At 42.2% G+C, this 25215-nt stretch carries 18 protein-coding genes and 6 pseudogenes; 7 read left to right on the top strand and 17 right to left on the bottom strand.

All coding sequences use genetic code 11. The features are described 5' to 3' along the window. Nucleotides 1–586: 586 nt before the first annotated feature. Nucleotides 587–930 (top strand): annotated as a pseudogene (locus KNO71_RS17715) (DNA/RNA non-specific endonuclease); the annotation flags it as partial. 76 nt (nucleotides 931–1006) lie between these two features. On the opposite strand, the gene KNO71_RS17295 reads toward KNO71_RS17715, so the two are convergent. The 5 genes from KNO71_RS17295 to KNO71_RS17275 all read right to left on the bottom strand — a co-directional run bounded on the left by KNO71_RS17295 (nucleotide 1007) and on the right by KNO71_RS17275 (nucleotide 6188). After that, on the bottom strand, nucleotides 1007–1615 hold the full coding sequence (locus KNO71_RS17295; protein ID WP_214689682.1) for a helix-turn-helix domain-containing protein: 609 nt from the start codon (nucleotides 1613–1615) through the stop codon (nucleotides 1007–1009). Nucleotides 1616–1819: 204 nt separating this feature from the next. Then, nucleotides 1820–2680 carry a hypothetical protein gene (locus KNO71_RS17290; protein WP_214689680.1) on the bottom strand — a complete coding sequence of 287 codons (861 nt, stop codon included), beginning with the start codon at nucleotides 2678–2680 and terminating at the stop codon, nucleotides 1820–1822. Between the two features lie 1824 nt (nucleotides 2681–4504). Beyond that, nucleotides 4505–5092: an SCO family protein gene (locus KNO71_RS17285; protein WP_214689690.1), complete on the bottom strand. Its 588-nt coding sequence runs from the start codon at nucleotides 5090–5092 to the stop codon at nucleotides 4505–4507. Between the two features lie 11 nt (nucleotides 5093–5103). Further along, nucleotides 5104–5520 carry a disulfide oxidoreductase gene (locus KNO71_RS17280; protein ID WP_214689674.1) on the bottom strand — a complete coding sequence of 139 codons (417 nt, stop codon included), beginning with the start codon at nucleotides 5518–5520 and terminating at the stop codon, nucleotides 5104–5106. Next, entirely contained in the window at nucleotides 5517–6188 is a 672-nt protein-coding gene (locus KNO71_RS17275) for a DsbA family protein (RefSeq protein ID WP_214689672.1), read from the bottom strand. Before KNO71_RS17275 ends, KNO71_RS17280 begins: the two co-directional genes overlap by 4 nt. Before the next feature lie 364 nt (nucleotides 6189–6552). Here KNO71_RS17275 and istA point away from each other — a divergent pair. After that, nucleotides 6553–8092, top strand: a pseudogene (istA, locus tag KNO71_RS17270) (IS21 family transposase). Beyond that, complete coding sequence (gene istB, locus KNO71_RS17265; RefSeq protein WP_214689670.1) at nucleotides 8089–8847, top strand: IS21-like element helper ATPase IstB; 759 nt, start codon at nucleotides 8089–8091, stop codon at nucleotides 8845–8847. The pseudogene istA and the gene istB overlap by 4 nt, the downstream one beginning before the upstream one ends. A 704-nt stretch (nucleotides 8848–9551) precedes the next feature. Here the strand turns inward: istB and KNO71_RS17260 are convergent. Continuing rightward, nucleotides 9552–10307 (bottom strand): annotated as a pseudogene (locus KNO71_RS17260) (IS3 family transposase); the annotation flags it as partial. Here KNO71_RS17260 and KNO71_RS17255 point away from each other — a divergent pair. After that, a pseudogene (locus KNO71_RS17255) lies at nucleotides 10299–11423 on the top strand (heavy metal translocating P-type ATPase); the annotation flags it as partial. The pseudogenes KNO71_RS17260 and KNO71_RS17255 overlap by 9 nt on opposite strands. Nucleotides 11424–11920: 497 nt before the next feature. Here KNO71_RS17255 and KNO71_RS17250 read toward each other — a convergent pair. The 7 genes and pseudogenes from KNO71_RS17250 to KNO71_RS17220 all read right to left on the bottom strand — a co-directional run bounded on the left by KNO71_RS17250 (nucleotide 11921) and on the right by KNO71_RS17220 (nucleotide 17954). Beyond that, the gene (locus KNO71_RS17250; protein ID WP_029336174.1) at nucleotides 11921–12772 is read right to left on the bottom strand and encodes a cation diffusion facilitator family transporter; all 852 of its coding nucleotides are present in this window, start codon (nucleotides 12770–12772) and stop codon (nucleotides 11921–11923) included. Between the two features lie 212 nt (nucleotides 12773–12984). Then, a pseudogene (locus KNO71_RS17245) lies at nucleotides 12985–13878 on the bottom strand (arsenic resistance protein). Between the two features lie 321 nt (nucleotides 13879–14199). After that, on the bottom strand, nucleotides 14200–15015 hold the full coding sequence (locus tag KNO71_RS17240) for a ZIP family metal transporter (RefSeq protein WP_214689668.1): 816 nt from the start codon (nucleotides 15013–15015) through the stop codon (nucleotides 14200–14202). 124 nt (nucleotides 15016–15139) lie between these two features. Continuing rightward, the gene (locus KNO71_RS17235) at nucleotides 15140–16081 is read right to left on the bottom strand and encodes a cation diffusion facilitator family transporter (protein WP_214689662.1); all 942 of its coding nucleotides are present in this window, start codon (nucleotides 16079–16081) and stop codon (nucleotides 15140–15142) included. 23 nt (nucleotides 16082–16104) lie between these two features. Beyond that, nucleotides 16105–16443, bottom strand: coding sequence for an ArsR/SmtB family transcription factor (locus KNO71_RS17230; protein ID WP_029336177.1), 339 nt, complete (start codon nucleotides 16441–16443; stop codon nucleotides 16105–16107). A gap of 420 nt (nucleotides 16444–16863) precedes the next feature. After that, a complete protein-coding gene (locus KNO71_RS17225; RefSeq protein ID WP_029336179.1) occupies nucleotides 16864–17283 on the bottom strand; it encodes a disulfide oxidoreductase in 420 nt (139 codons plus the stop codon). Further along, the gene (locus KNO71_RS17220) at nucleotides 17280–17954 is read right to left on the bottom strand and encodes a thioredoxin domain-containing protein (protein WP_029595508.1); all 675 of its coding nucleotides are present in this window, start codon (nucleotides 17952–17954) and stop codon (nucleotides 17280–17282) included. Before KNO71_RS17220 ends, KNO71_RS17225 begins: the two co-directional genes overlap by 4 nt. Before the next feature lie 384 nt (nucleotides 17955–18338). Between KNO71_RS17220 and KNO71_RS17215 the strand changes: the two genes are divergently transcribed. The 3 genes from KNO71_RS17215 to KNO71_RS17205 all read left to right on the top strand — a co-directional run bounded on the left by KNO71_RS17215 (nucleotide 18339) and on the right by KNO71_RS17205 (nucleotide 22688). Continuing rightward, on the top strand, nucleotides 18339–19880 hold the full coding sequence (locus KNO71_RS17215; protein ID WP_214689660.1) for an N-acetylmuramoyl-L-alanine amidase: 1542 nt from the start codon (nucleotides 18339–18341) through the stop codon (nucleotides 19878–19880). Between the two features lie 307 nt (nucleotides 19881–20187). Then, nucleotides 20188–21525 (top strand): murein hydrolase activator EnvC family protein, encoded by a 1338-nt coding sequence (locus KNO71_RS17210; RefSeq protein ID WP_029336183.1) that lies wholly within the window; start codon nucleotides 20188–20190, stop codon nucleotides 21523–21525. A gap of 770 nt (nucleotides 21526–22295) precedes the next feature. Continuing rightward, a complete protein-coding gene (locus KNO71_RS17205) occupies nucleotides 22296–22688 on the top strand; it encodes a FixH family protein (RefSeq protein WP_029336184.1) in 393 nt (130 codons plus the stop codon). Nucleotides 22689–23066: 378 nt separating this feature from the next. On the opposite strand, the pseudogene KNO71_RS17200 reads toward KNO71_RS17205, so the two are convergent. The 4 genes and pseudogenes from KNO71_RS17200 to radC form a co-directional block, all read right to left on the bottom strand. Then, nucleotides 23067–23195, bottom strand: a pseudogene (locus tag KNO71_RS17200) (ATP-binding protein); the annotation flags it as partial. A gap of 191 nt (nucleotides 23196–23386) precedes the next feature. Then, nucleotides 23387–23770 carry a hypothetical protein gene (locus KNO71_RS17195; protein WP_214689658.1) on the bottom strand — a complete coding sequence of 128 codons (384 nt, stop codon included), beginning with the start codon at nucleotides 23768–23770 and terminating at the stop codon, nucleotides 23387–23389. Nucleotides 23771–23928: 158 nt separating this feature from the next. Continuing rightward, nucleotides 23929–24144 carry a hypothetical protein gene (locus tag KNO71_RS17190; protein WP_214689656.1) on the bottom strand — a complete coding sequence of 72 codons (216 nt, stop codon included), beginning with the start codon at nucleotides 24142–24144 and terminating at the stop codon, nucleotides 23929–23931. A gap of 381 nt (nucleotides 24145–24525) precedes the next feature. Next, nucleotides 24526–24981: a RadC family protein gene (radC, locus tag KNO71_RS17185; RefSeq protein ID WP_214689654.1), complete on the bottom strand. Its 456-nt coding sequence runs from the start codon at nucleotides 24979–24981 to the stop codon at nucleotides 24526–24528. Nucleotides 24982–25215 lie beyond the last annotated feature (234 nt).

Below are 25215 nucleotides of genomic sequence, written 5' to 3'. Positions count from 1 at the left end.
CTAATAGTAATTCCCGTTAACGAACGTTAGAAAGACATATTTGTTTATCTTTTCACAAAAAATGAAAAGGGCTTTAAATAGTCCTTTTCATTTTGTCTTAATTGTCCATTAACTCATCTTTTTATCAATGTTCGTTTTTTATATTTGATGAGTAAGCAAACGAACAGAGGTCCTTAATGATGAAATTGGATATACACGAGTCTCAAACAACTTGGATTCACAGTCAGATAAATAAAAGAATTGGTAATACTGAAACTATTCATTCAAAGAGAAAGGAAATGAATTTCACTTACTCAGCCGCACCTCAAGCTATACCTTTATTTTCCTGATGTTCCCAATAGAGCAGTTCCTCTACAGTAGAGAACACAGAAAAAATACTTACGACAGAGGAAAAACATCAAGACGTCCGAGCCGGGCACCACGGAATCAAGTGCGGCGACTATTACAGAAGGACCTGTCGATATCAAATATGGGGATTGCGAGTATTGTGCGTCCACGAATGAGCATTGTAAATTGATCCGTGTCACGTCAGACGGTCGTTAAGGTTTCAGGCGTCGAATACAGTAAGCTCGACAGGTGACATGTTATCCGTAAGGACGGCGGCGCGATTGACTTTAAAATGATCATCACATATCTAGATACGAAAACTTATATTACATCACATTACCAATACACATATACGGTCAAAAGAAATGTGGTTACCGACTCGTTCGACAAGGTCAATCCGGACGAGTTGAACGAGGCACTCACAGAAAGTGAGTTGGAATCCCCAGCCACGAACGAGCCTGCTGGTGATGAGATACGAATGGAGACGGTCAGGTGACGATCCAGGAAGCGAAAGACGCCGGTTTCACGATGCCGATTATGAGCGACCATTGGCTCTACCCCTATATGCGTGATAACGACAACGTCGGAATGGTCGGGGAATGATTTCAACCCAAAAATTAAAACAATGATGATTGTATAAAAAGACATCCTCCATTTCTAAGAGAATGTCTTTTTATATTCATTTACGTTTTCGATTCACTTTATCGAGCCGAATTTTCTCAATTAACGCGTGGATGATTTGCTCATCTCTTCCACCGAAATCTTTATTGAAGGGAATCCGCTCTCCTTCGAACATGAAGTAATCGAGCAGGTACGGGACTCGAGGTGTTGCGTGGCCCCACGTGTGCTCCGAGCAACGTTCCCACACCTCGGCTTCGAACTCTTTTGAATAGCGCATATGCTCGACGGCAGCCTTGACCTCCGATTTCTTCAGGACAAAATAGTCTTCAAAGACGAATTTACCGAGAAGCTCATACCACATCTCCTCGCGGACCCGTTCTTTAATCGCTTCTACATCGACTTCAACATGATACGGGGCCTCTTCTTCATTCTTGATGACATCCCTTGCTTCCCCTGTCACCGACTCCGGATGCAGCTCCCACCCTTCAGGCATCCGTTCTTTGATGAACTGTTCGAGCGCCTCCTCACTGATCCGATATCCTTTTTTACGTGACTCGAGCGGTTCTGCCTGGATCACGCCTTTTCGTACCCAGTTGCGGACCGTCTCCTTATGGCTTGTGAGCTTGTTCTTCGATAAGATTTCAAATGCCTCATCAATCGTATACATGATAAGCCTCCTTTTAACACAACGATGATTTTATTAAATAATACCATGACCATTGTATTAAAGTAAGCTGTTACTTTAATCGGTTTCAAATTGATAAGAAATTACTAAATGGATACCAAACAAAAACACCATTCCGGAGAATGGTGTACCTCTAGAAAATTGTTTTCATTTCTTAAAAAATATTTTTAATACTTATTATACTGCTTAACGAGACTTATCTCCTACTTGCGAATACGTTTGAGTAACTTTAAGTCCAGTTGACGTAGAAGCATCCCATCTCACTTTACTTGTTATTGACATATCAAATGACATTAATCCAATTCCGTTATAGCCACCGACAGTAACGTTGTATAATCCCATAGCGTTAATATCGTATCCGATTTTTTCAGCACGTGAATCAATTGCTTGCGAAGAAGCTTTGATTGCTGTCGGAAAAATACTCGACGTCCCACTAGTACTGTGCCCAGTTAATCTTAAGCCATCAGATCTTGTGGTATAGGTAGTCACAAGACCACAAGTAGAATCAGGGTACAATAACGCACGGATACTATATGCAATTTTATAAGAATATGTACCAAAACTTCGTGTTAATTGAAGACTTTGAACAATAGCTTTATTTTGAGGAGTTTTTGCCAATTCAACTAATTCGTTTGATGTCACCACTGTAATTTCTGCTCCAGTTTTAGGAAGTGTATACGTCACTTTAGAATTCCCTCCTAAATTTTCATCATCAGCGATAGAAAAAACAGAGATTTCCTCTTCTAACAATTCGTTATATTGATTAAGAACTTCTGGGCTAGTATTTTTAATTAATGTTAATTCTTCTGGAAGTAAACCTTCATTTGATGAGAGTACAGAATAACTGAAAGATTTAGAGTTGTTTATTTTAGTCAACTTTTGATTAGTTTTGCTAGCTTTTTTCTTATCCATTATTTCTTTACTTTCTTGTGAAAATTCACTCAAGCTATCAATAAAGTAGTTTACATTTTCTTCAGCGCCAACTGATGGGATAAATAGATTAGCAGAAAGTAAAGTTGCTAAAGTTAAAGTGGAAATTTTTTTCATTTTATTCCTCTGCTTTTGAGTTATAATAAGTATTAAAGAAGCAAATAGCCTCTATTTCTTTCTTACAGAATAATATTAGAACATTATTTTCTTTTAATAAACAAATTTTAGGACTTTTTTTGGATTTGATTAATAATAAATACCTTTTTTATTCATCTTTATTGCTTATATGCGTAGAATTAACAAGTAATATCCTTCTTGAAAAATTTTGTATGTTTTCAAACAGTACATTTAGCATCTTAAGTATTCCTATTGGTTCAGTTGATAATTATTTTTATCCCGGATTATTTTTATTGTTTTTGACCACGATAGGTCTGTATTTATTGCCCTTCTCATTCCTTCTTATTAAATGAGAAAAAAGCCACTATTAGTTTCACATTCTTAGTAGCAGTTATAATCTTCCCTCACATTCCATTTTAATTTTTCAGTAAGTAAATGCTGGTTAGCATTAATCTTGGCGAGTGCGTCTGCTAGTTCGTCATCACTGACCTATGAGAAGTTTAAACCCTTCGGGAAGAACTAGCGGAGAAGACTGTTGAGGTTCACATCGCTCCCCTGCTACCGTGATGAATAAGGGTCGGCGAAATAAAGTGGCATGCCAAGTGAGGACCGGATGCGCTCGTAACAGCTGAACGCCTTGCCTCAGTCCGTCGTCGCCGTCATGAATGTACCCCTCTGGGAAGACGCCATGGAACGTGTTGATCACCTCCAAAATCGAGGCCGCACTGCGGTTCGCGATTGGTAGGACGAGGTAGAACCGGTCCTTGCGCTCGATGAACGTCGCGACGCAAGCCTCCGACCTCCCGCGGCCGGTCCGAGACGGTCAGCCCGACGTTGATGCGCCCGACGATCTGTTCCGGGGACCAGGTCGCCCGCAGTTTCTCGATGATCGTCAGACGCATCATGTCGTCGAGCTTCGTCTTAGCGCCACAGTTCTCTTTCGCCCTCACATAGCGTTCCTGTGCACGTTCCGATTTTTACCCGGTGTTCCGTCTGATCTCCCGCGAGACGGTCGAGGACTGCCGCCCAAGCCCCAGATAGGTCTCTATTTCCACGCGCTCGGTTGTGGTAAGATGGGTATAGCTCATGGCGACTCCTCCGTCTGAATGTTTGCGTCGTAACTTCATTCTACACTAGGCCGCCGCTATGGGCTTTTTTTGCGTTCACGTTGGGGTATTGCACTTAATTTTATAATTCATCTAATATAAATAATGGTACGATTTACAACTTCCACTTTGAAACTATTGAATTATATTTAATCACAGAATGTCATAATTTTAAAAAAAGTATATCCATCCAAATAAATATACGCACAATAGTCAGTTGTTGAAGATACACTAAAATTTACGGATGCCGCTTGATTTAGTCCGATGCTCGCGTCCCCGTTTGTGGTAATTGTATTGTTATTATAAAAATCTCCGTTCACAATCAAAAAATTCGACCATCGTTTTGTAAATGCGTGTCTCGATTTTCCGTAACAGTTGGTTCGCTGGCACGAGTTCGTCGAACGTTACTATCTCCAATTGAGTTCGGTTGGTTTTCCGATTTTGTTGATTTCCTGATCATTCGATTCTCCTACATAACTGTTTCTATGTCCCTCATTATAAAAAAGCGATGACGTTACGAAAAAAAGGATTGATGCGTGGACCGACCAAGGGCACGGCGAGACTTCCAGGGGATCAGCAAGCAAAGGGAGGTCCAGCAGCGACAATGTCTCGATGCGGCTCCCTGTTTGTCCTCAGAAAAGCGAACTGTGCCCGGTCGGGCAAATAAAAAAGACTGCAGACAATGTGATGTCTACAATCTGAGACAGCACGGGCCGTCTTAAGAGTTCTGTAAAATCTTGATGTCGTTGACGATGTCCTCGATCGGCACGTCTTGGAATCCTTGATACGCCTTGATGATTTTCCCGTCCTGATCGACGAGATAGAACCACGTCGCGTGATCCACTTGGGTGCCTTCTGACGGTTTGCGGACGAGCGCTTTGAAGTTTTGTTGCGCAAACGCCTCAATCTCTTCTTGCGAATAGCCCGTCAAGAATTGCCAATCGGCTTTCGCCAAGTCGTAATCAGCCATGAACGCTTGAATCTTGTCCGGCGTATCGACGGTCGGGTCGACGCTGAACGACACGAATTGGACGTCTTCGACGCCTTCCTCGACGAGCGCTTCATTGAGTTTCGTCATGTTGTACGTCATCGGTGGACAGACCGTCTCACAGTTTGTGAACACGAAGTCGGCCATCCATACCTTCCCTTTCAAATCATCGAGACTGACCATCTCTTCATTTTGATTCATATAATTGAACGACTCGATCTCCCAATTGAGCGGGTCTTCAATTTCATTGCTGCACGCGGCGAGCACCGCCATCAGGCTAATCAAGCCAATGAGCATCCATTTCTTCACACGTTCCATCTCCTTCATTGTCAGTTGCGTCTCACGCGCCAGACGAGGAGCGTGATCAAAGTAAATGCCGTCAAGGCAAGGAACGGGATCGTGACGAACCCGAACCAGTTGATGTATTGCACGTTGCACGGTACGCCTTGCACGCACGGCTTGATATCGGCGAAACCGGGTACTTTTTGAACCAAATAATGGTACAGTGAAATCAGACCGCCGATGATGGAGAGCGGCAATACATACTTCTTCACCGCCCGGTCGTCCGTGAACACGGCGACCCCGAGCAAGATGACGAGCGGATACATAAAGATGCGTTGAATCCAGCAGAGCTCACATGGCACGAACTCACGAATCTCGCTGAAATAAAGACTGCCGAACGTCGCCGTGAGGGCGACGAGCCAAGCGAGATACAGACCATAACGGGTCAAAAATGACTGCTTCATGGTGTGCCTTGCTCAATCAATCGCTCAATCGTCTCGTAGTCGAACGGGTCTTCGAGCATGACGCCGTTAATCATGATCGATGGCGTGAACTGGACACCGTGCTCTTTGACAAGCCCGTCATCGAGACTCACCTGTTCGAGCACCGTCGAGTTTTCACTCAAATCGTCCTCGAGCTTCGCCACGTCGACCGATGTCGTCTCGCTCGCAATCTCTGTCAACCGCTCGACCGTGACCCATGCCTCGTCGTGCTGCTGACTCGCCGGTTGCGCGTCGTAGAGCGCCTTATGGAAATCCCAGAACGCGTCCGGGTCTTGTTCATACACCGACTCTGAAGCGAGCGATGCCAAAATCGACTCTTGTCCGTGGAACAGGACGTTGATGTAGCTGAAACTGATTTTTCCGGTGTCGATATAGTCTTCCTTCAACTTCGGATAGACCGTTTCGCCCCACTGTTTACAAGACGGGCATTTATAATCCCCGAACTCCACGACCGAGACGGGTGCGTCCGCATCGCCGAGCGTCGGCTGGCCTTCCGTCGACACGTGTTCTGTCGTCGCCGGTGCCGCCGTTTCGGCTTGTTCGGTCGGTTGATTCATCAGGACGACCACGACGGCCACCAAGGCGACCGCGAAGAGCGTCGCGATGACCAATAGTTTATTCTGTTTCATTATGTCTCACCTCTATTTATATCGATTCGTCTTTCATTATAACGAAAGCGCTATCTGTTTCCACGAAATCGACCTTGTTTTTTCTCAACTTTACTTCATGTCATGGAAAAGATGACGATGACGTCGCATCAACTCGTGAACAAGCTCAGACAATCTTCATTCAAAAAAGAGTGTCTTTCCTAGTGAAATTATGTCTCGAGTTCACTATACCTAGACGATTCTTCATCCCTCTGTGAACGCTAGAATAAAATTGACAGTTTTTGCTCGATACGATTTTACACTATTGCCGAAAAATCAGAACAGAACTCCGATAGAGTAGTTGAGGCTATTTTATCTGGAGGGAATGGATTTGGAGGAAAAGTTAGTGTTACATATCAAGATTCATCAAATGTATCAGCAAAACATGAAAGTGGCTCAAATCGCACAGCACTAAAAATATCGAGACCGACGGTATATAAGTACCTGAAGATGACATATGAAGATGCCCTACATGAATTTGACGAGAAAGCCTGTTCACGAAAGAAGAAGCTCGATGCCTACCGAGACTGGATCATTGCATGGTTGGAGGAGTATCTGCATTTGAGCAGCGCACAAGTACATGACTGGTTACTTGAAAGATATCCCGACCTGTCGGTCGGATCGAGCACGGTCAGGACATACGTGAATGAAATCCGAGAAATCTATCAGATCGAAAAGAAAAGGGTCGTCCGCCATTACGAGGCCATCCCAGAACAACCGATGGGCAAGCAAATACAGGTGGACTGGGGTGAGACCAGACAACGGACTAAAGATGGAAAAATGATAAAGCTTTATTTCATCGCGTTCTTACTTACGCACTCTCGGATGAAATATGCCGAATGGAGAGAACGACCGTTCACCACCAAGGACACCATTCACTGCCACGAAAATGCGTTCCAATTTTATGGTGGGCGCCCTTCTGAAATCGTCTACGACCAGGATCACCTCATCGCAATCAACGAGAACGCAGGTGACGTCCTATTGACCAATGAGTTTCAAGCCTACGTGAACGAACGGAAGTTCAAGATTCATTTATGTCGCAGGGCCGACCCGGAGTCGAAGGGTATGATCGAGAACGTCGTGAAGTACATCAAACGGAACTTCGCGGACAGCCGAGTGTACCGGCATATCGAGGATTGGAACCACCGTTCCATGAGATGGTTGGAGAGGACTGGAAATCATAACGTCCATCAGACAACGAAAAAAAGACCAGCTGAAGTGTTCTCCGTCGAAAAACAACACTTACAACCGGTCTTATCGCTACTCTCTTTCGAAAGTATCCGTACCGAAAGTATAGCAAGGAACGTCAGCAAGGACAACACAATCCGTTATCGCTCAAACCGTTACACCGTCCCAATCGGGACCTACTCATCGGTCAAGAAGAAGGTGGTGTTCCTCGAGGTGACCGAACAGGAACGGTTATTGATTCGCGAATCTCCCGAGGGAGAAGTGATCGCAGACCACCGGGTCAGCAAAGAGAGCGGAAAACTGATTCAAAGCCGTGACCACCTTCGGGATCGTTCCAAAGGAATCGAAGAACTGAAGCAACAGGTCCTCACCTATTTCGAGGACAGAGGGGCGGCGTCCGATTATCTGGGTAGCTCTCAAAGCGTTACCCGAGATACCGACGTGACCAGTTCAACATCATTAGGGACGTCGCGACCATGTATCCTAATCACTTAACGATAGCACTGGAAAAGTGTTCGCAAGAGAGTCTGTTCAGCGCCAACGATTTCCGGGACGTGGTCCACTATCTCGCGATCCTCGCGGACGATGGGTGTGATACAAAACCCGATACCGAACGTCCGAAGAAATCCGGGATACAGGTCGCAACGAGGCCGATCCAAGCCTACACCGACATCCTGAAAGGGGTGACGGCAAAATGAGTCAAAGCGTTTCCGAGTTACAACAGGACTTTCGGCAGCTTCGTCTCGCCGAGACGGCTGACGCCCTCCCACAGATTTTGAGAGAGGCCGAAATGGCCTCCTGGACGTATATCGAATTTCTAAGTGCCATCACGAACCATGAACGCGCAAAACGAGACGCTAAAAGTTTGGAAAGACGAATGAAGTGGGCCCGATTCCCGTTCATCAAATCCCTCTCGGAGTTCAATTTAGTGGAACAGACCGCACTAACCGCCCGACAGCTGAAGCAGTTGAAACAACTCAACTGGCTCGAACAACAGTACAACCTGATCCTCTTGGGCCCTCCGGGCGTCGGAAAGACGTTTTTGGCTGTGGGGCTGGGAATCGAGGCGGTCAACCACGGGTTCAAGGTATACTTCGTCACGATGGGCGAACTCGTCCAACTATTAAAAAGTGAAGAGTTCTCAAGCAAGTCGAAGATCCAGTTAAAAAGGTTGCGAGATTCGGACCTGGTCATCATCGATGACCTGATGTACATGGCGATGGGCCAACGAGAAGCCAATCTCTTCTTCCATCTCGTCAACCACCTTTATGAGCGCAGCTCGATCATCCTGACCTCGAACAAAAGCCCCGATCAATGGGGCGAATTGATCGGGGACCAGGGCATCACGACTGCGATACTGGACCGCTTACTCCATCGCGTCGAAATCATACATAGTGATGACGACAGTCATCGGATGAGGAACCGAAAATCATTGTTTTCGGCAGAAGTGTAAAAGGCAAACGGGCAAAAAGTGTCAAAATCAACTTGACGTCTACACCCTCGCATATGACCACCCAGAAACATATCTCCACTAAAATCCTTTCTGAACAAACCCTATCCGCTTATAATGACAAAGGTCTACCTATTGTCGTTCTAAGGTTTGGTGCCATCTGTGCAGAAACGAATTCTTATGGGGTGGCGATCACATTAAACGCATGCTGAACTTCGACAATGTGACATGGGTTCACCTTGATGACTCCGTTCCTTAGGTCCATACCGATAATTTATTAGAAATGATTTACATAGTTTTATTACAAGGCATAGACGGAGAAGTCTACCACGCCATAAAACAGAATGTAGACAATCGCAATTCCCGTGTAAGATTAGCCATTGCCGCAAAAAAAGAAAATCATTGCTCCCAATTATCAAGTAAAAAGTGACCTATACATTCGATAAGATTCAAGCAATTGGATATAGACCGCGTAAAACATGCAAGCAGACGGTGGGAAAACTTCAAAAAAATCGGGAGAAGAATAAGGGTATGGTCTCATTTTTGAACACAAAAACACCATTCGCCCGATTAGTCAGGCTATTGACAAACCAAATCGCCCTTTGCGATTTGAACCGCTCCCCGTCAAGTAGACAGGGCAAATAATGAAAACCAATCTAAACGGCTTGAGACCTGTATTCGACAGGGCTCAAGCCGTTTAGTCGTTTCTAGAGTAGACCATGGTTGTAGAACGATATGTAGGTCTCGATGGCCGACGTGAGTTCGCTATAGACCTGGAACTCACGCAAGTAGTACATCTCGACTTTCAAAGTGCCCCAAAAACTCTCGATCGGGGCGTTGTCGAGACAACGACCAACTCAGGACATGTTGCCGATTAGTCCTGCGTCTTTCACCATACGTTTGAACCCTCTCGAGGTATATTGGAGCCCTCGGTCACTATGGATCATCGGACGCGCTCCTGGACGGAGCCCCGCGATGGCTGGCATCATCGTCTGGAAGACGATCCCGTTGTTGTTGGACCTTCCGATACGATAGGCGACGATCGATCCGTCGTACAGGTCGATGATCGCGCTCAGATACGCCTTCTTCCCGGTACCATATTTGAACTCGGTGACGTCGGTGCACCATTTCTCGTCCGGCCGAGACGCACCGAATTCTCGGTTCATCAGGTTCTCGGCCACATGCTGTGGCATCGACTTCTTATGTCTCTTCCGCTTCCCGCGGATGATCGATTGGATCCCATGGATATGCATCAGGCGATAGACTTGCTTTTCATTGAACGTGGACAGACCTTGTTGCCTGCGTAGCCGATTGATTGTCATCGTGACCCGACGGTAGCCGTATGTACGGTTCGCCTGGTCATAGAGTAGACGAATGTCCTCCAGGAGCTTCTCGTTCTCTTCTTGACGCACCGATACGGTGCGGTTCAACCATTTGTAATAGGCCGCACGTGAGATGCCAGCTGGGAAACCTGGGTCTATCAAGGATTGGCGGTTCTAATAGTGGGTTGCCCGTGTGCCTTAGTCATTTCGACGCCGATTTCGATTGTTTCCGCCATCGGTAATGCTGCCAAAAAAGGGGTCTTGATTAAAGGCGGCGTATACCTGGAAGAAATGGGCGCGCTGAAAGCTATTGCATTTGACAAAACCGGTACCCTGACCAAAGGTGTACCTGTCGTCACAGACTTTAAAATCACGAACAAGCAGGTAAACGAGAGAGAACTGCTTTCTATCGTGACGGCATTGGAATATCGTTCTCAGCATCCGTTGGCCTCTGCCATCATGAAAAAAGCGGACGAGGAAAACATACCTTACACCTCTATCAGAGTTGAGGACTTCTCTTCCATCACAGGAAAAGGCATTAAAGGAACGATAGACGGCACCACCTACTTTATCGGAAGCCCGCTTCTCTTTAACGAGCTAGGTGTTGAAAGTATTGATAATAATCTGGACCAAACCGTAACGGCTCTGCAACAGCAAGGTAAGACTTCGATGATTATCGGAACGAAACAAAGCATATTGGCGGTTATCGCCGTAGCCGACGAAGTCCGGGAATCCAGCAAAGAAATCATCCGGAAACTACATGATATGGGTATTAAAAAGACAATTATGCTGACGGGTGACAACAAAGGGACAGGCAAAGCTATCGGCCAGCAAGTTGGCGTCAACGAAATCCAGGCAGAATTGATGCCAGAGGATAAATTAAATGTCATTAAACGCTTGCGAGCTGAGTACGACAATGTCGCGATGGTCGGGGACGGCGTAAATGACGCTCCGGCACTCGCTGCCTCTACTGTTGGAATTGCCATGGGTGGTGCTGGAACGGATACCGCTTTGGAAACAGCAGATGTCGCCCTGATGGGCGACGATTTGAGCAAACTACCGTTTACGATAAAATTGAGCCGAAAATCCCTAAATATTATCAAAGTGAACATCGCGTTCGCTATCAGTATCAAAGCGATTGCATTACTCTTGGTCATCCCGGGCTGGCTCACCCTATGGATAGCTATTATGTCCGATATGGGGGCAACTCTTCTGGTAGCACTGAACAGTTTAAGACTGATGAATGTCAAAGAATAAAAAAACAAAAATATTCATTTTTATATCCTCGAATTTGTACTGGGTATGATAAAAATAAATGATCTCTGTTTTTTAAGACGGCTTTAAGATGACTTCGGTATTGTTCCCGAGTCATCTTTTTAGGTTTCATTGTCAGCTTTTTTATCATCAGACAGTTTTAATCGAGGCCGAACCTTATTCATTGACCGGAATATTCTCCGAAGTATGGAAAGAAAATCCGGTCGATAGGTCTACTAAACTATGACAATTAAATCTAAATATTTGAACGTTCGTTTTGGAATCATTCATTCATTCGAATACATCCTATTTTAAGAGACGAAATTTCGATAGTGTTCAAAAAAAAAACGAATGAGGGGGTTTCTAAATATACCCTCATTCGATATTCAGTTTCCTTGCACGTAGAAAAGTATTTATTGGTATCAGACGGTATGAAGTATAGAATTTTTACTCATATGTCGAACCTCAGTGTGGATTTGGTGCAAGGATGACTTATTTCTTTAGTTGTGTTTTTTTGATTCTAACTCTATTGTAGAATGTTTAATATCTAGTTTTGAAGTCACTTCTTTGACTTTTTGTTTAACAATAGTTGAATCCTTTAGATTCATCTCTTCTACTATTAAGTGTAAATTCATGGCGTTATCTTCGCCATCAATTGACCAGACATATAGGTTTTGAACAGAAATCACTTCTTCAATACCTTCAATCTTTTGCTTCACCTCATCGATGTCAATACCATCAGGGACAGCACCTAAAAGTATTTTCATTGTTTTAACTAAATTACGAAACACATTCACTAATATAAACAACGCAATAGCAATTGATAGGATGGGGTCAAGTATATGTATATCCTTGAAGAGTAAAACTATCCCTACTACAAGAACGGCAATCCAACCTAAAACATCTTCTAAAAGGTGCCAAGATAGTACTCCCTCATTTACTGATTTTCCTTTGTGTAGACGGAATGCCGCAAAACCATTTAAAAGCACACCAAAAATTGCAAACCAAATCATTCCTTGTGCATTAGAATGCTCCGGTTCAAACAGTAGAGGAATTGCTTGAGTAAAAATATATACAGATCCAATTATTAATATTGTCGCATTTATTAATGCTCCTAAAAGGGAAAAACGATTATATCCAAAAGTGAAGTTATGATCGGGTTTTTTGTTCGAAAATTTTTGTAAGAACCAGGACAGGCCCAATGCAAGAGCATCACCTAAATCGTGAATGGCGTCCGACATGATTGCAACACTATTAATCAAAAATCCCCCGATAAATTCACCAATCGAGAAAACAAGATTAATTATAAATGCTAGTTTGATATTTTTTGATGCCTTATCAGTACTCGCCATTGTTCGATCTCTCCTCACTTGGTAGTCCATCCTTAAAAAGGTTAGTTGTTAGAATAATACTGGTCTCTAGCGTTCTGCAATATAATAAATTTCTTTGCCTATTGATTGTAAACAACGCATACTTGAGAACTTAAGCGCAGTTCTTAATATTTTAATAAACAATCGAAGGACGTAATTTTTGAAAGCGAAATTAAATACATGTATCTAATTTGTTAGAACCATTTAGGCACTAATTTTATATATAAGACTTCTCCGAACAATTCGGTAACGGTCTGTAAAATGATCACTACAGCTACTTGTGTTGATAGGGGCTCTGGTAATATAGATGCTAATGGAAGAACTACAAGTGAATTCCTTGTTCCCATACTAAATGTAATTGCTCTTCTTGAAGCAATATCTAGTTTGAACAACTTACCAAGGGACTTTGACACCCATGGTATGATAAGTAGAAATAAAATATAAACTGGTATTACATCTATTAATGTCCCGAGGTCACTATACACTTCCCTAATTTGAGAGGCAACTACCACAAAAAGTACAAAAGACATAAATGGAACGGGAATCCATGGCGGCATTTTCATGATACGATTACCTAAAGAACTCTTTTTAGAACACAATTGTGTCATTATCGCTAATAGAAGCGGTATAAAAATCAAAAATAGAAATGCATCTAGAAATGGACCCATCCTAACGATACTAATAGCCTTTTCTCCTAATAATACGAATAAATATATGGGTAAGAGTATCGTCTGTAAAATTAAAAGAATCGGTGTTACTTTTAACAATATTGATTCGTTTCCCTTTCCCATCTTTGTAAAAACAATCACATAGTCGATGCACGGTGTTAACAACACCAAATACACCCCCAGCATCAGTGATGAATCTTGAAGAAATATGATAACCAAAACCTAAACTATTAAAGGAACGGCAACAAAATTTCCTAATAAAAGAGCTACCACAAACCTCATGTTTGTAGCAGATCCATTCGATTTCAGAAACGGAATTTGAACGAACATCCCATACATCAAAACTCCTAAAAGGGGAGAAATAAAAATATCGAGATATACAGCTTCTGTATTCAATAGACCAAAGATTACTGCCAACATCAAAAAAATGATGTATATACTGACTTGGTGGGCTTCCACCTTCTCTAGCACTTGAATTCCGAATTTGCTTTCCTTCTCTATCAAAATCACCCCCAAAATTTTCAGGAAATTTCAGAATGAAATAGATAACTCCACGATTTTAATTGCCAGGGCAAGAGGTTTTATATTTTTTCTTCTAGTATTTTTATTTATCCAACAGTAAAAATACCGACTGAAAGTAAATATAATTAAGGCTCATTATTTACACTTCCGAATATAGTTAGTATCTTGAATATATATCAGTCAAAAAATAAAGTGATAACCATTAAAAAAATAATTATTTTAGCCTAAAGCCACATCTAAAATCATCATGATTGTAAAGCCAAACATTAAACAAACAGAAGCCAAGTCCTTGTTTCCATTTTCTTGAGATCCTGGGACTACCTCCTCCACTACAACAAAAATCATTGCTCCTGCAGCAAAGCTTAGCGCAAACGGAAGTAAAGGCTCCATTATGAGTACTGCTACTACTCCTACCAACGCCGCGAACGGTTCAACCATACCAGATAACTGGCCATAGAAAAAACTTTTACGACGAGATAATCCATCTCGTCTCAATGGCATTGACACAGCAGCACCCTCAGGGAAATTTTGTATGCCGATTCCGATTGCCAGCGCGATAGCTCCCGTGATTGATGATGAAGGGAATCCTGCTGCAACTGCTCCAAATGCAACGCCTATGGCAAGTCCCTCTGGAATATTATGCAATGTTATTGCTAACACCAGTAACGTGCTCCGCCTTCTCTTCTTAGGGTTTATACCCTCAGCCTCATCCATCGGTGAAGTGGGATGCAGATGTGGAATCACTTTATCAACACCTGATAAAAAGAATCCTCCAAGTAAGAAACCGATTGCAGCTGGTAACCACGCCGGAAGAGAATCTTGTTCCGCCATCTCAATTGCAGGTGAGAGTAATGACCAAAAACTAGCGGCAATCATTACTCCTCCAGCAAAACCGAGCATCCCATCCATTAGCTTTTGATTCATTGATTTTGTCATAAACACTAACGCGGCACCAAGCGCCGTCATCCCCCAAGTGAATAAAGTACCCAGCAATGCTTGAGTAAGGGGTTCTAACGAAGAAATATATTCAATCATCTATCAAAACTCCGTTGCCAAAAATCGAGTTTCTATACATGCTCAAAATTAAGTAACTATTATCCAAAATCAGCATTGCTGTCTCCTCCTCTTGATTGTCAATCCTACTCAACAGGTGATTTTTTTAATGTTGATGTACTACTTCCCCTACCTTCAGTTTGCAAAGCAATTCATCGCTGTGAGGATGAGAAAGAGTTTCGAATTGAATCGTAGAGTGTTGAACGTTCAGATGTGCTAAATCGTGTTCAATTTCTTGAAGTAGATTCTCACTGTCATAGATTTGTAAATTACCATCAACGACAACATGACATGAGAGTGCATTCATTCCACTTGTGATACTCCAAAGATGAAAGTCGTGTATACTCCGTACCCCCTCCTTGTTGTGAATGACTTGAAGAACCTTTTCGACATCAACGTTTTGTGGTGCACCTTCCATTAATACGTTCAATCCGGATTTCGTCACGAAATAACCACTTCGTAAAACAAGTCCCGATACAATGATTCCTGCGAGCGGATCTGCCCAGTTCCATCCAAATGCCATGATAAGAAGCGCTGCCAGTATTGCACCGACTGAACCCAACGTATCGCTTACAACATGTAGATAAGCACCTCGCATATTCAAATTATGTTCTACGTCTGCACCTCTTAACATAATCCATCCAACAAGAAGGTTTATAGCAAGGCCAATACTGCTAACAATTAACATTCCTACGGATGCGACCTCAGGTGGTTGAATAAATCGATTGATGGCCTCATAAAAGATATATATGGAAATCAGTATGAGTGTGACCCCGTTTAAAACAGCTGCTAGAATCTCGAAGCGTCTATATCCGAACGTTTTACGATTGTTCGCTATTTGTTCACCTAATTTAAAGGCAAGTAATGCAATAGCGAGCGAAGCCGCATCACTAAGCATGTGACCTGCGTCCGCTAAAAGTGCTAAGCTATTTGTAAGGTACCCTCCAATCGCCTCTACAACCATGTATGCCGAAATAATAAAGAATGAAATGATCAAAATCTTTTTGTTAGAGGTATGAGAATGATCATGTGCATGATTATGTGCCATAAGATTAACTCTCCTTACTATATTTAGTGGTGTTTCGCATGCTCAATCGCCTGTCTTAGTAAGTTCATGACATGGTGATCATCTTCTGAATAAAATAGAGTAGTTCCTTCTCTTCTAAACTTGACAAGTCGAAGATTTTTTAAAAAACGTAGCTGATGAGACACGTTTGATTGACTTAAGTTAAGAAGATCAGCTATTCCGTTGACCGAATGTTCCTTTGTGCATAGCAGGGTTAATATTTTAATTCTTGTCGGGTCACTAAGTGCCTTGAACGTCTGAGATACAATAAATAGAGTCTCATCGTCAATCTGCGCCCCTATTTCTATTTCATTTTCTGTAGTATCTTCAATCGGTTCATCCATAAGTCAGTACCTCCGCTCATGATAACTATACATGTTCATATGTTCATATATAACCTATTAGACTTTTGCTGTGCCGTCAACACTTAATTTAAAAAACATTTATTCTATCAGCTCTACATACTTGAAGATTTGAGATACTTTCTCTGGTTTTGCGATTATTTCTTATTTTTAGCCATACAAAAACTACCTATTAGAGAGCTAGTTAGATCTCATACTCGATAGGTAGTCACGCTTTTTCAAAAAATCAATATAGTACACTAACGTTTTAAGAAAACGTCAATTGAATTATTTACTGGGTATTGTCTAATCTATTTTCCAACTTCAAAAAGCTTTTCATGTTTTTCTAAATCAAAGCTGTTTTTTAGTAAGCATACCAATTTGATACAATTAGTTCTTCATTTTTCAAATCCAAATCAAAAACTACTGTTTGGTACTGATTCGTCCAAGAATGACTGTAATCAGAAAAAAGGCGGTCAACGCTAAAAACGGAATTGTGATAAAACCCATCCAGTCAATGTACTGTGCATTACAGGAAACTCCTTGTTCACATGGTCTGACTTCCGAAAAGCCGGGCACCTTTTGTACAAGATAGTGGTAAAAAGAGATACAGAATCCGATTATTGATAAAGGGAGAACATAAAATTTGATTGAGCTATCTTCTCTGAAAACTGCAATTGCAAGAATCAAAGCTATTGGGTACATAAAGATACGTTGAATCCAACAGAGTTCACAAGGTATAAAACCACGAATTTCGCTAAAATATAGACTTCCAAGTACTGCAGTAATTGAAACAACCCAGGCGAGGTACAGTCCATATCGGTTTATTACTGAAGCGCTCATTGGGTTAGCTCCTTTTCAATTTGTTTTTTTATAGAGGTATAGTCGAATGGATTTTCAAGGATGACCCCATTAACTGCAATCGTCGGGGTCAGTGTAACATTGTATTTTTCTACGAGCGCCGCATCCATTTTAACTGATTCTAATCTAGAAGAACGACTTGATAGGTCTTCTCTAAATTTATTTAAATCTAGAGAAGGGACAGTCTTCGTCGCAATCTCTTCCATTTTCTCCACCGTAACCCATGGATTATCGTGTATTTGCACGTCAGGTTGAGCTTCATAAATAGCTTTGTGAAATTGCCAAAATGATTCTGGGTGATTTTTGTAAACAGATTCTGATGCAAGGGCAGCTAAAGTGGACTCATCTCCGTGAAACAAAACATTAATGTAACTAAAGGAAGCTTTCCCACTTTCAATGTAATCTTTTACAAGTTGAGGATAGATTGTTTCACCCCACTCTTTACACGAAGGGCATTTATAGTCTCCGAATTCTACAATTGATATCGGCGCTTCCTTTTTACCTATTGTAGGTTGATTATTAACTGATATCTTTTCATCTTGAACAATTTTAGTCTTTGATTTTTCGGAACTTTGATCATTTAAAAATAAAAAAGCTAAGACTGCAATTACTAATACGGATGTAAAAATAGTCAATAGTTGATTAGTTTTCAAAACAATTCACCTCTTTTATAAATTCGTTATTTCTTTTATCAGAATTATAGCTAAAAATACTAGAGTATCCTTAGTTTTTCAACATTGAATCCATGGACTTCTAAAAACGAAATCTATGAGTCAAACAAGTTACATTCTAACACATTCATGCAACTAAACTTTTATGCAGATGAAAGGAGGGCCAATTTATTTCTTAAAATACGTCTATTCCCCTTAATAATAGTGCATTTTAAAACAGGGCAAGAAAACTTTTAACTGTAGATAGACGAAAGCCAATAATCGTTGCATAGAATGACTAATATTTAAAGGATAAGTACCATACAGATAGTAAAAAACCATTCATGGGTCTTTACAACCAAAAAAACTACATATGAGGAGTCTATTATGAAGTCTAAACATAAATTTCGAATAAGCTTAGTAATTTCCTTGGCTTTATTAACTTCTTTTTTCTATCCCTTTAAGCTTTTAACTAGTGTTAACGTCCTAAACGTCGTACATGCAGAGGAATCTCTATTCATAACAACTGAAAATTTGAATTTGCGTTCCTCGTTCTCTTCAAAAAGCAAAGTCCTTTTGACGATTCCAAAAGGAAAAACCATTAAGAAGATAGGTGTATATGGAGAAGATAAATCCTGGTTTAAAGTTTCATTTAATTCAAAAATCGGTTATGTCTCAACGAAGTACGTGACGCCAAAACCTATACCTAAAAATTCAGTCAGTTCAATAAACACAATATATAAAACTAAAACTTCACTAAATCTGCGTAAGGGCCCATCTGTCAAATCACCCGTTTTAATGACTATCCCAAAGTCCAGCCCACTAATGTACCATGCTGCCTCAGGCCCTTGGTATAAAGTATCATACAATGGGACTCAAGGCTATGTGGCAAGTCAGTATGTAACCATATCGCCCTCGGCTATGAAGTCACGAAGTAAGCAAACGACCGAGATTCGCTCAAGCATGTCTTTAGTGAACTCAAAGGTCCTTATTACGATTCCAGCATCTACTGAAGTGACTGTACTAGGAAAATCGGGCACAACGGGTTCTTGGTTAAAAGTTATGTATAACGGTATTACAGGATTCACACCTGCTCGACATTATATAGTGCAAGTGGCACCGGGGGATTCTTTATCCACTTATCCAACATATATTACTATCGAAAATCTTAATTTACGTAACCAAGCGAGTCGTTACGGATCTATTTTGACAACAATTCCCTCAGGCACTTCGATTTCTGTCATATCGAAAAGCGCCAGTTGGTACAAGGTGCGATATAACAATCAAGTCGGTTACGTATCATCTGGTTTTGTGCAACCATTTACCGGAAAAACTCCTATAAAATCACCGGTGATTCCAGCTAACAAACACGTGATTTTAATTGACGCTGGACACGGTGGGGGAGATGCTGGTGCAGTGACTTCAAACGGTACAGTTCAAGAAAAAGTACTCACCCTAAACATTGCTAATCGTGTGGCCGACGAACTAAAGAAAAACTATGAGCTTTATGAAGTGAAACTAACGCGCTCAAATGATAGATACTTGTCACTTGTTGAGCGGACCAATCTATCAGAAAGGCTTGATGCTGACGCTTTCATAAGCGTCCACATTAATTCTTCACCTTCTTTCGCTACAGGTCATGAAGCACTCGTCCCTACTTCTAGCGCGTACACCACAAATCCATATGCGAACGCTAGCCGCAGATTAGGTGAAGTAATTAATCAAGAAATCGCCATGAACGTTCCAGATTTAAAAAATCGAGGCGTTAAGCGACAAGATGTCTATGTGGTAGGAAGAAACACGGTACCTTCTACTCTCATCGAATATGGCTTTATTGCTAACTCAGTAGATCGCTCCTATATGTCGGGAAGTAACATGATCAAAGCAACCGCCAAAGGAATTGATAAATTTATGAAGAGTTACTACTAAATAAACACCAAACAAATACTAACAAACGATTTGACCACTGAATTTGAGACAAAATGTCCTAAATTCAGTGGTCATCATTCATTTCCTCATCAAAATGGCATTATAAGTATTTCTCTTGATATACTCGAATGACAATAAACTCAAAAGAACAACTGACATAGAAATGAAAAGAAATAGAAATATAGATGGTGAAGTAATATTGATACAATGATTCCGGTTCGAGTTTTAATCATGATACGAATACTTTTATCCAGCAACGCATTTTTTATAATAGAGATAAGTTACGGAGGCAACAACATTGTTTACCATGAAAAAAATTATAGCTTCAACTTTACTTGGTGTTATGTTAGTTCAAAGCGCATCCCCTTCTTACGCTTTAAACTTGACTGAAAAACAAAAAAATATCCAGCAGAAGCAAGCGCAAAATTCTACAGAGCAACGTAAAGCTAATACGTCAATTCAGCAGCGTGAACAAGATATCACACTCGAAGAACAGAAACTGAATGACTTGGAATCCGAGTTACAGGATATTATCAATGAGGTCACCCAGAAGAAGGCTGAAATTCGGACAACCCAAAAGAAAATTGCTCAGATTCAAACTCAAATTAAAGAATTCCAGAAAAAAATGAGCTCTCAAAAGACATTGATGGAAGAACGCATGGTCACGATGCAAAAAAACGGTGGTTCTTCTATAAACTGGGCTGAATTTATTTTTGGTTCAAAAGACTTTGGTGATCTGGTTTCACGCATGATCACCGCAGGGACGATTCAAGAAAATGATCAAGAACTTTTCAAAGAATATCAATCAACAAAAAATAAGCTTCAAATTGCTAAAGCTGAATTGGACACTGAAAAAGATAAGCTTATTAGTCAAAAAGAAGAGCTAGAGAATAGTCAGAAAAAATTGAACGGCAAAATTAAAGTGCGGGCTGCTCAAATAAAAAAATTAGAGGCCGAAAAAATCCAGTTCACATCTAAATTGGTAAGCTTGCAACAAATGGAATCGACGCTTCAAGAACAAGAAAAATCAATTCAAGCAGAGATTGAAGCCCAAAGGCTTGAAGAACAAGCTAAAATTCGTACCAAAGAGGCTGCGCGTAAAGCTGCAGAAGCAAAAAGTGCCGAAAAAAATGAAATCAGCGAGAATAAAGCCTCTCTCGAAAAATCACCAAACTCTGAGAAAGTGGTAAACACTTCAAAGACTACGGATTCACTCGCTTCTCCAACAAGTGGCGGAGTTTTTCAACGTCCAACCTCAGGTATCGTAACCCAAGGATGGGGTCCAGCAGGCGGGGCCAATGGCTACAGCTTCCATAATGCACTAGATACAGCTGGACCAGTAGGAACTCCTATTATGGCTGCTCAAACAGGAACTGTAACTCGAGCAGGCTGGGGTGGACCTTATGGAAATCATGTCATCATTACGCATGTCATAGGCGGTCAAGTTTGGACTACCCTTTATGCTCACATGAGCTCATTGTCCGTTTCCGCCGGACAACGTGTGACCCGAGGACAGAACATCGGTGCGATGGGGAGTACCGGAAATTCGACCGGTTCTCATTTACACTTTGAAGTCCATCGAGGAAACTATTCGTACTCAGCTACAAGTGCAGGGAATACAGTCAACCCATCCCAATTTTTCTGAATTTCAGAGGCGAAATTGTTTAACACTATATAATTACTTCAGTAAATCACTTAATATTTAGACCACAGAATATTAGATGCCCCGTAAAAGTTGGACCTGATAATCTAATTTTTATGGGGCGATTTTTATGTCCGAAAGCTTTTAAAGTCTCGGTGACCAAACGCTAACTGACTCGCAAGAAAAACTTCAGAAAGTTAGGATGAGCTTTCGTTCGTGCCCCCACCCCCCTACGAGTGCCTGGGGAATACAATCTCAGGTGCGACATACACATTCACTATGTAGATATTAAAAACGATATGGATGGGTAGACAATCTTTAATCGATTCAATCTTGAAGTACAGACTCTTCTCTCCTTTGATGACCTTCAACTGGCAATATACGTCGAGACGAACCTTAGGTTACTAAGGCCGTGTCTAACGGTCGATGAGAAATTTACGGATATGAAGGTCCAAATTCAAACCTAGGTTGTCGAAGTCACCAGATGATCTATTTCATGATCCAACTTTTTGGATTAAGTTCAATTAATATCTTTTGAACTTAATATATAAAATTGAACTTAATATATAAAATGTACATTTCTTTATTTTTTATATAGAAAAGTAAACCAATCGAGCATACGACGCTCTATAAAGTCTTGAACCTTAAAAGTGACATGGGGTCTATGCTCGATAGCTAATAAGATTGCATGATCAGGTCACTTTTAATGTAATAATCAATACATCACATTTTCGTGTATGTTAATATTAAATCGTTTAAAGGAGAGAAAAAAGATGGCAAGGTTTTTTTCACTGTTGATTGTTTTGTTAGTATTATCTGGTTGTGGAAGTACAGTAAGCAATAATGGACCTGAAGTGATTCCAGAATTAATTGATGTACAATTTAAAACAGATCCTGAAATAGTAAAAGCAAACGAAGTTATTGAACTTATAGCAACTGTTTCTCAAGGAAACGAGAAAGTAGACGATGCGGATAAAGTTGAATTCGAGATATGGAAAGAAGGCCAAGAGGAAAGCCAACACGAAAAAATTGAAGCCAATTATCAACAAGACGGACTGTATGTAATTTCTTATATTTTTGAAGAGCCCGGTAAATACTTTATATATTCACATACGACAGCAAGAAGCTATCATTCTATGCCCAAAAACGAAATATTAGTAAAATAATAAATTTTAATTATTACAATTAATAATATAGACGAGCTAATCCATGATGAAAAAACTCGTTTTTATTGAATCGCGCGACAACATCAACCTTGTGATATATGCTCGAAAAATACCAATTTTATGATATATCCTTTCCGCTCCAATGTCTGATACGTCCATTCCGTCGCTCCACCTTGGAAACTACCATCAGTTGTATGCTTATATGTAGGAATATAAACGCGAGTCAAATAGAGTCACATTGCTCAAACGCATCCTCAAAAACTCGAAGGATGCGTTTTTTGTCCTGCTGAGTATTGCGGATACAGAGAGCCACTAGTGCGGACGACTGAGCGAGTCAATATGAAGAAAAAGGCCATCGACTCATCGATGGCCAAGATCTTAGCTTATCCCTAGCCCGTGGTGTTCCCTCATTGAGGTTTCGCCATCGACCAGGATTTTATAGGAGTCGTGTACGATCCTGTCGAGAATTGCGTCCGCGATTTGGGCCTGTCCTAGATTCGAATGCCACTCCGCGTGGCGTTAGACGCGCCCACGCTCTTGCTTTTGACGTTGCCCTTACGCTCCGTGCCTCCCGTTAGAAAGGGCCAGGAACATAGAGATGCGTTTTAAAGCAGCTCTTGTTATCGGGCCGTCAGGGAGGCAGCGGTGCGATGAGCGACTTCGCCTCCTGGCGTTAGACGCTCACGCATGAGCCCGGATCACCATTCCTTCTCCCATGCCCCGTCTTCAGACACGCCCCAATCTTTGAACCGATACTTGATGAGCCAATGGACATGCATCACTTCATATTCGAATACACCCTTGGATAGCTCTGAGACGACGAAGCTGACTTCTCCATCCGCCACCACCCATGTCCCGTATAGATACACTTTCTTGATCGGACGCTCTTCTGCATCCAGATAGATCAGCACCCGGAAGTAAGGCGAGTTCCGTCCGTCATCGAACCGGACGACCTTCTCGACGCAATGTTCCCTGTCGACGACACGCATCCATTCGGGATGTTCCATCAGTTCCGAGAACACCGTCCGGACGAACGGATCCAATCCAGCGAACGCATAGTCATCAAGCAGCCCCTCATCCATCACGTCTCCCCCCTTCCGCTTCGCTATAGAACGATTCCCCGTCCAGAGCCAGTTCAGTCCTTGTTCATGAAACTACAGAAATGACGACTTTAAAAAATGTATACATGTATACGCGTATACAAATCTACATGTATACATGTATACAAATATTTTTGTTCTTATGTACGACGATTCCGTCGAATCATATTGGTATTGAAAAAGACGGTGAGGTGGGTCAAGCGTTCTCCTTCCTTCACATCACAAAGAAGATCCATGCTCACAAGTTTTAAGTCGTCAAAATCTTCTTGGAGCCGGTCAGGAAGGCGTCGAAGTAATACCTCCGTCATCTCGTCCATCGTCTGTTGATCTAGTTGGTAGCTGTCCTCCTGAATCATCCTCTCCTGTTGATAGCCTCATGATACCTCGCATCCACGTAAGCAACATCTCAGGATATTTCACGTAAGCCCTGGTGTTGTTTCAAACAAGCCCTAGGGCTTGTTTAGAAAACATGCTCATTTTCAATAAACAAACCGTGTTTTCACTTCTGTCATTTCATCAAATAGTCTTCTTACGAGACAGACCAAAACAACGTCCAACCTTCACACACGAACCATCGCGTTTTCGTCATGCGAAAACGACCCTTTTCCGGATCCCGCTCTATGGATCCAGGCGAGAGCAACGCGAGTCGCCCATCCAGTCAAAGAAAAACGTACGTTTTTCTTCCTTGTCCTTACCGGACGGACCGGGACCGGTCCCCCGGCCCCACTCCATTCCGTTCAACCCATGTAACCTCGCTGTTTCATGCTGACGTACGACTCGGCCGCTCCGAGGATGAGATGGTCGAGCACCGGGATGCCGATGAGGTCCCCCGCCTCATGTAACCGTTCGGAGACGAGGATGTCCTCCCGGCTCGGCGTCGGGTCCCCGCTCGGGTGCTGATGACAGACGATGAGGCACGAGGCGTTGTTCAAGATGGCGCATTTGAAGACCTCCCGTGGGTGGACGACACTCGAGTTGACGCTCCCGACGTGTGCCCGGTGGACGCCGATGACCCGGTTCTTTGTGTTGAGCATGATGACGAGGAACACTTCACGGTCGTCGTCCCCGATGAACGAGGAACCGATTTGTCGGGCACTGTCCGGTGATTGGATGATGGCGTGCTCGAGAGCGACCATCTCCTCGCGAATCTCTTGTTTGATACGAATGACCTCGATGATGGATGTAAGTTCCATGATGGTTTGTCCCCTTTCGGATAAGCCGAGCTCAGAACGAACACCGTTGTGCGTCCTGTTGACGGGAACGAAGCGAGCGTCGGGAGACGGTGCAAGGGCGACCGCAGGGAGAGCCTCAAAAAAATGCGTAGAGCAAACGGAGGGACAGGCTTCCGTAGCCAACGAGCGAAAAGCCTCGCTTTGAGCCTAAAGCGAAGGAAGACGGGCCGGAGGGCGCGTCATTTTTTTGACGTC

The sequence above is a fragment of the Exiguobacterium sp. s163 genome, from assembly GCF_018617135.1.
Classification (GTDB): domain Bacteria; phylum Bacillota; class Bacilli; order Exiguobacteriales; family Exiguobacteriaceae; genus Exiguobacterium; species Exiguobacterium profundum.
Note: the sequence above shows the minus strand (reverse complement) of the source record. Positions and strands in the feature narration are given on the sequence as shown.

Excerpts from the sequence above, each read along its gene's own strand:
- KNO71_RS17295 (WP_214689682.1), bottom strand. The coding sequence starts at position 1,615 with ATGTATACGATTGATGAGGCATTTGAAATCTTATCGAAGAACAAGCTC.
- KNO71_RS17290 (WP_214689680.1), bottom strand. The coding sequence starts at position 2,680 with ATGAAAAAAATTTCCACTTTAACTTTAGCAACTTTACTTTCTGCTAAT.
- KNO71_RS17285 (WP_214689690.1), bottom strand. The coding sequence starts at position 5,092 with ATGGAACGTGTGAAGAAATGGATGCTCATTGGCTTGATTAGCCTGATG.
- KNO71_RS17280 (WP_214689674.1), bottom strand. The coding sequence starts at position 5,520 with ATGAAGCAGTCATTTTTGACCCGTTATGGTCTGTATCTCGCTTGGCTC.
- KNO71_RS17275 (WP_214689672.1), bottom strand. The coding sequence starts at position 6,188 with ATGAAACAGAATAAACTATTGGTCATCGCGACGCTCTTCGCGGTCGCC.
- istB (WP_214689670.1), top strand. The coding sequence starts at position 8,089 with ATGAGTCAAAGCGTTTCCGAGTTACAACAGGACTTTCGGCAGCTTCGT.
- KNO71_RS17250 (WP_029336174.1), bottom strand. The coding sequence starts at position 12,772 with ATGGCGAGTACTGATAAGGCATCAAAAAATATCAAACTAGCATTTATA.
- KNO71_RS17240 (WP_214689668.1), bottom strand. The coding sequence starts at position 15,015 with ATGATTGAATATATTTCTTCGTTAGAACCCCTTACTCAAGCATTGCTG.
- KNO71_RS17235 (WP_214689662.1), bottom strand. The coding sequence starts at position 16,081 with ATGGCACATAATCATGCACATGATCATTCTCATACCTCTAACAAAAAG.
- KNO71_RS17230 (WP_029336177.1), bottom strand. The coding sequence starts at position 16,443 with ATGGATGAACCGATTGAAGATACTACAGAAAATGAAATAGAAATAGGG.
- KNO71_RS17225 (WP_029336179.1), bottom strand. The coding sequence starts at position 17,283 with ATGAGCGCTTCAGTAATAAACCGATATGGACTGTACCTCGCCTGGGTT.
- KNO71_RS17215 (WP_214689660.1), top strand. The coding sequence starts at position 18,339 with ATGAAGTCTAAACATAAATTTCGAATAAGCTTAGTAATTTCCTTGGCT.
- KNO71_RS17210 (WP_029336183.1), top strand. The coding sequence starts at position 20,188 with ATGAAAAAAATTATAGCTTCAACTTTACTTGGTGTTATGTTAGTTCAA.
- KNO71_RS17205 (WP_029336184.1), top strand. The coding sequence starts at position 22,296 with ATGGCAAGGTTTTTTTCACTGTTGATTGTTTTGTTAGTATTATCTGGT.
- KNO71_RS17195 (WP_214689658.1), bottom strand. The coding sequence starts at position 23,770 with ATGGATGAGGGGCTGCTTGATGACTATGCGTTCGCTGGATTGGATCCG.
- KNO71_RS17190 (WP_214689656.1), bottom strand. The coding sequence starts at position 24,144 with ATGATTCAGGAGGACAGCTACCAACTAGATCAACAGACGATGGACGAG.
- radC (WP_214689654.1), bottom strand. The coding sequence starts at position 24,981 with ATGGAACTTACATCCATCATCGAGGTCATTCGTATCAAACAAGAGATT.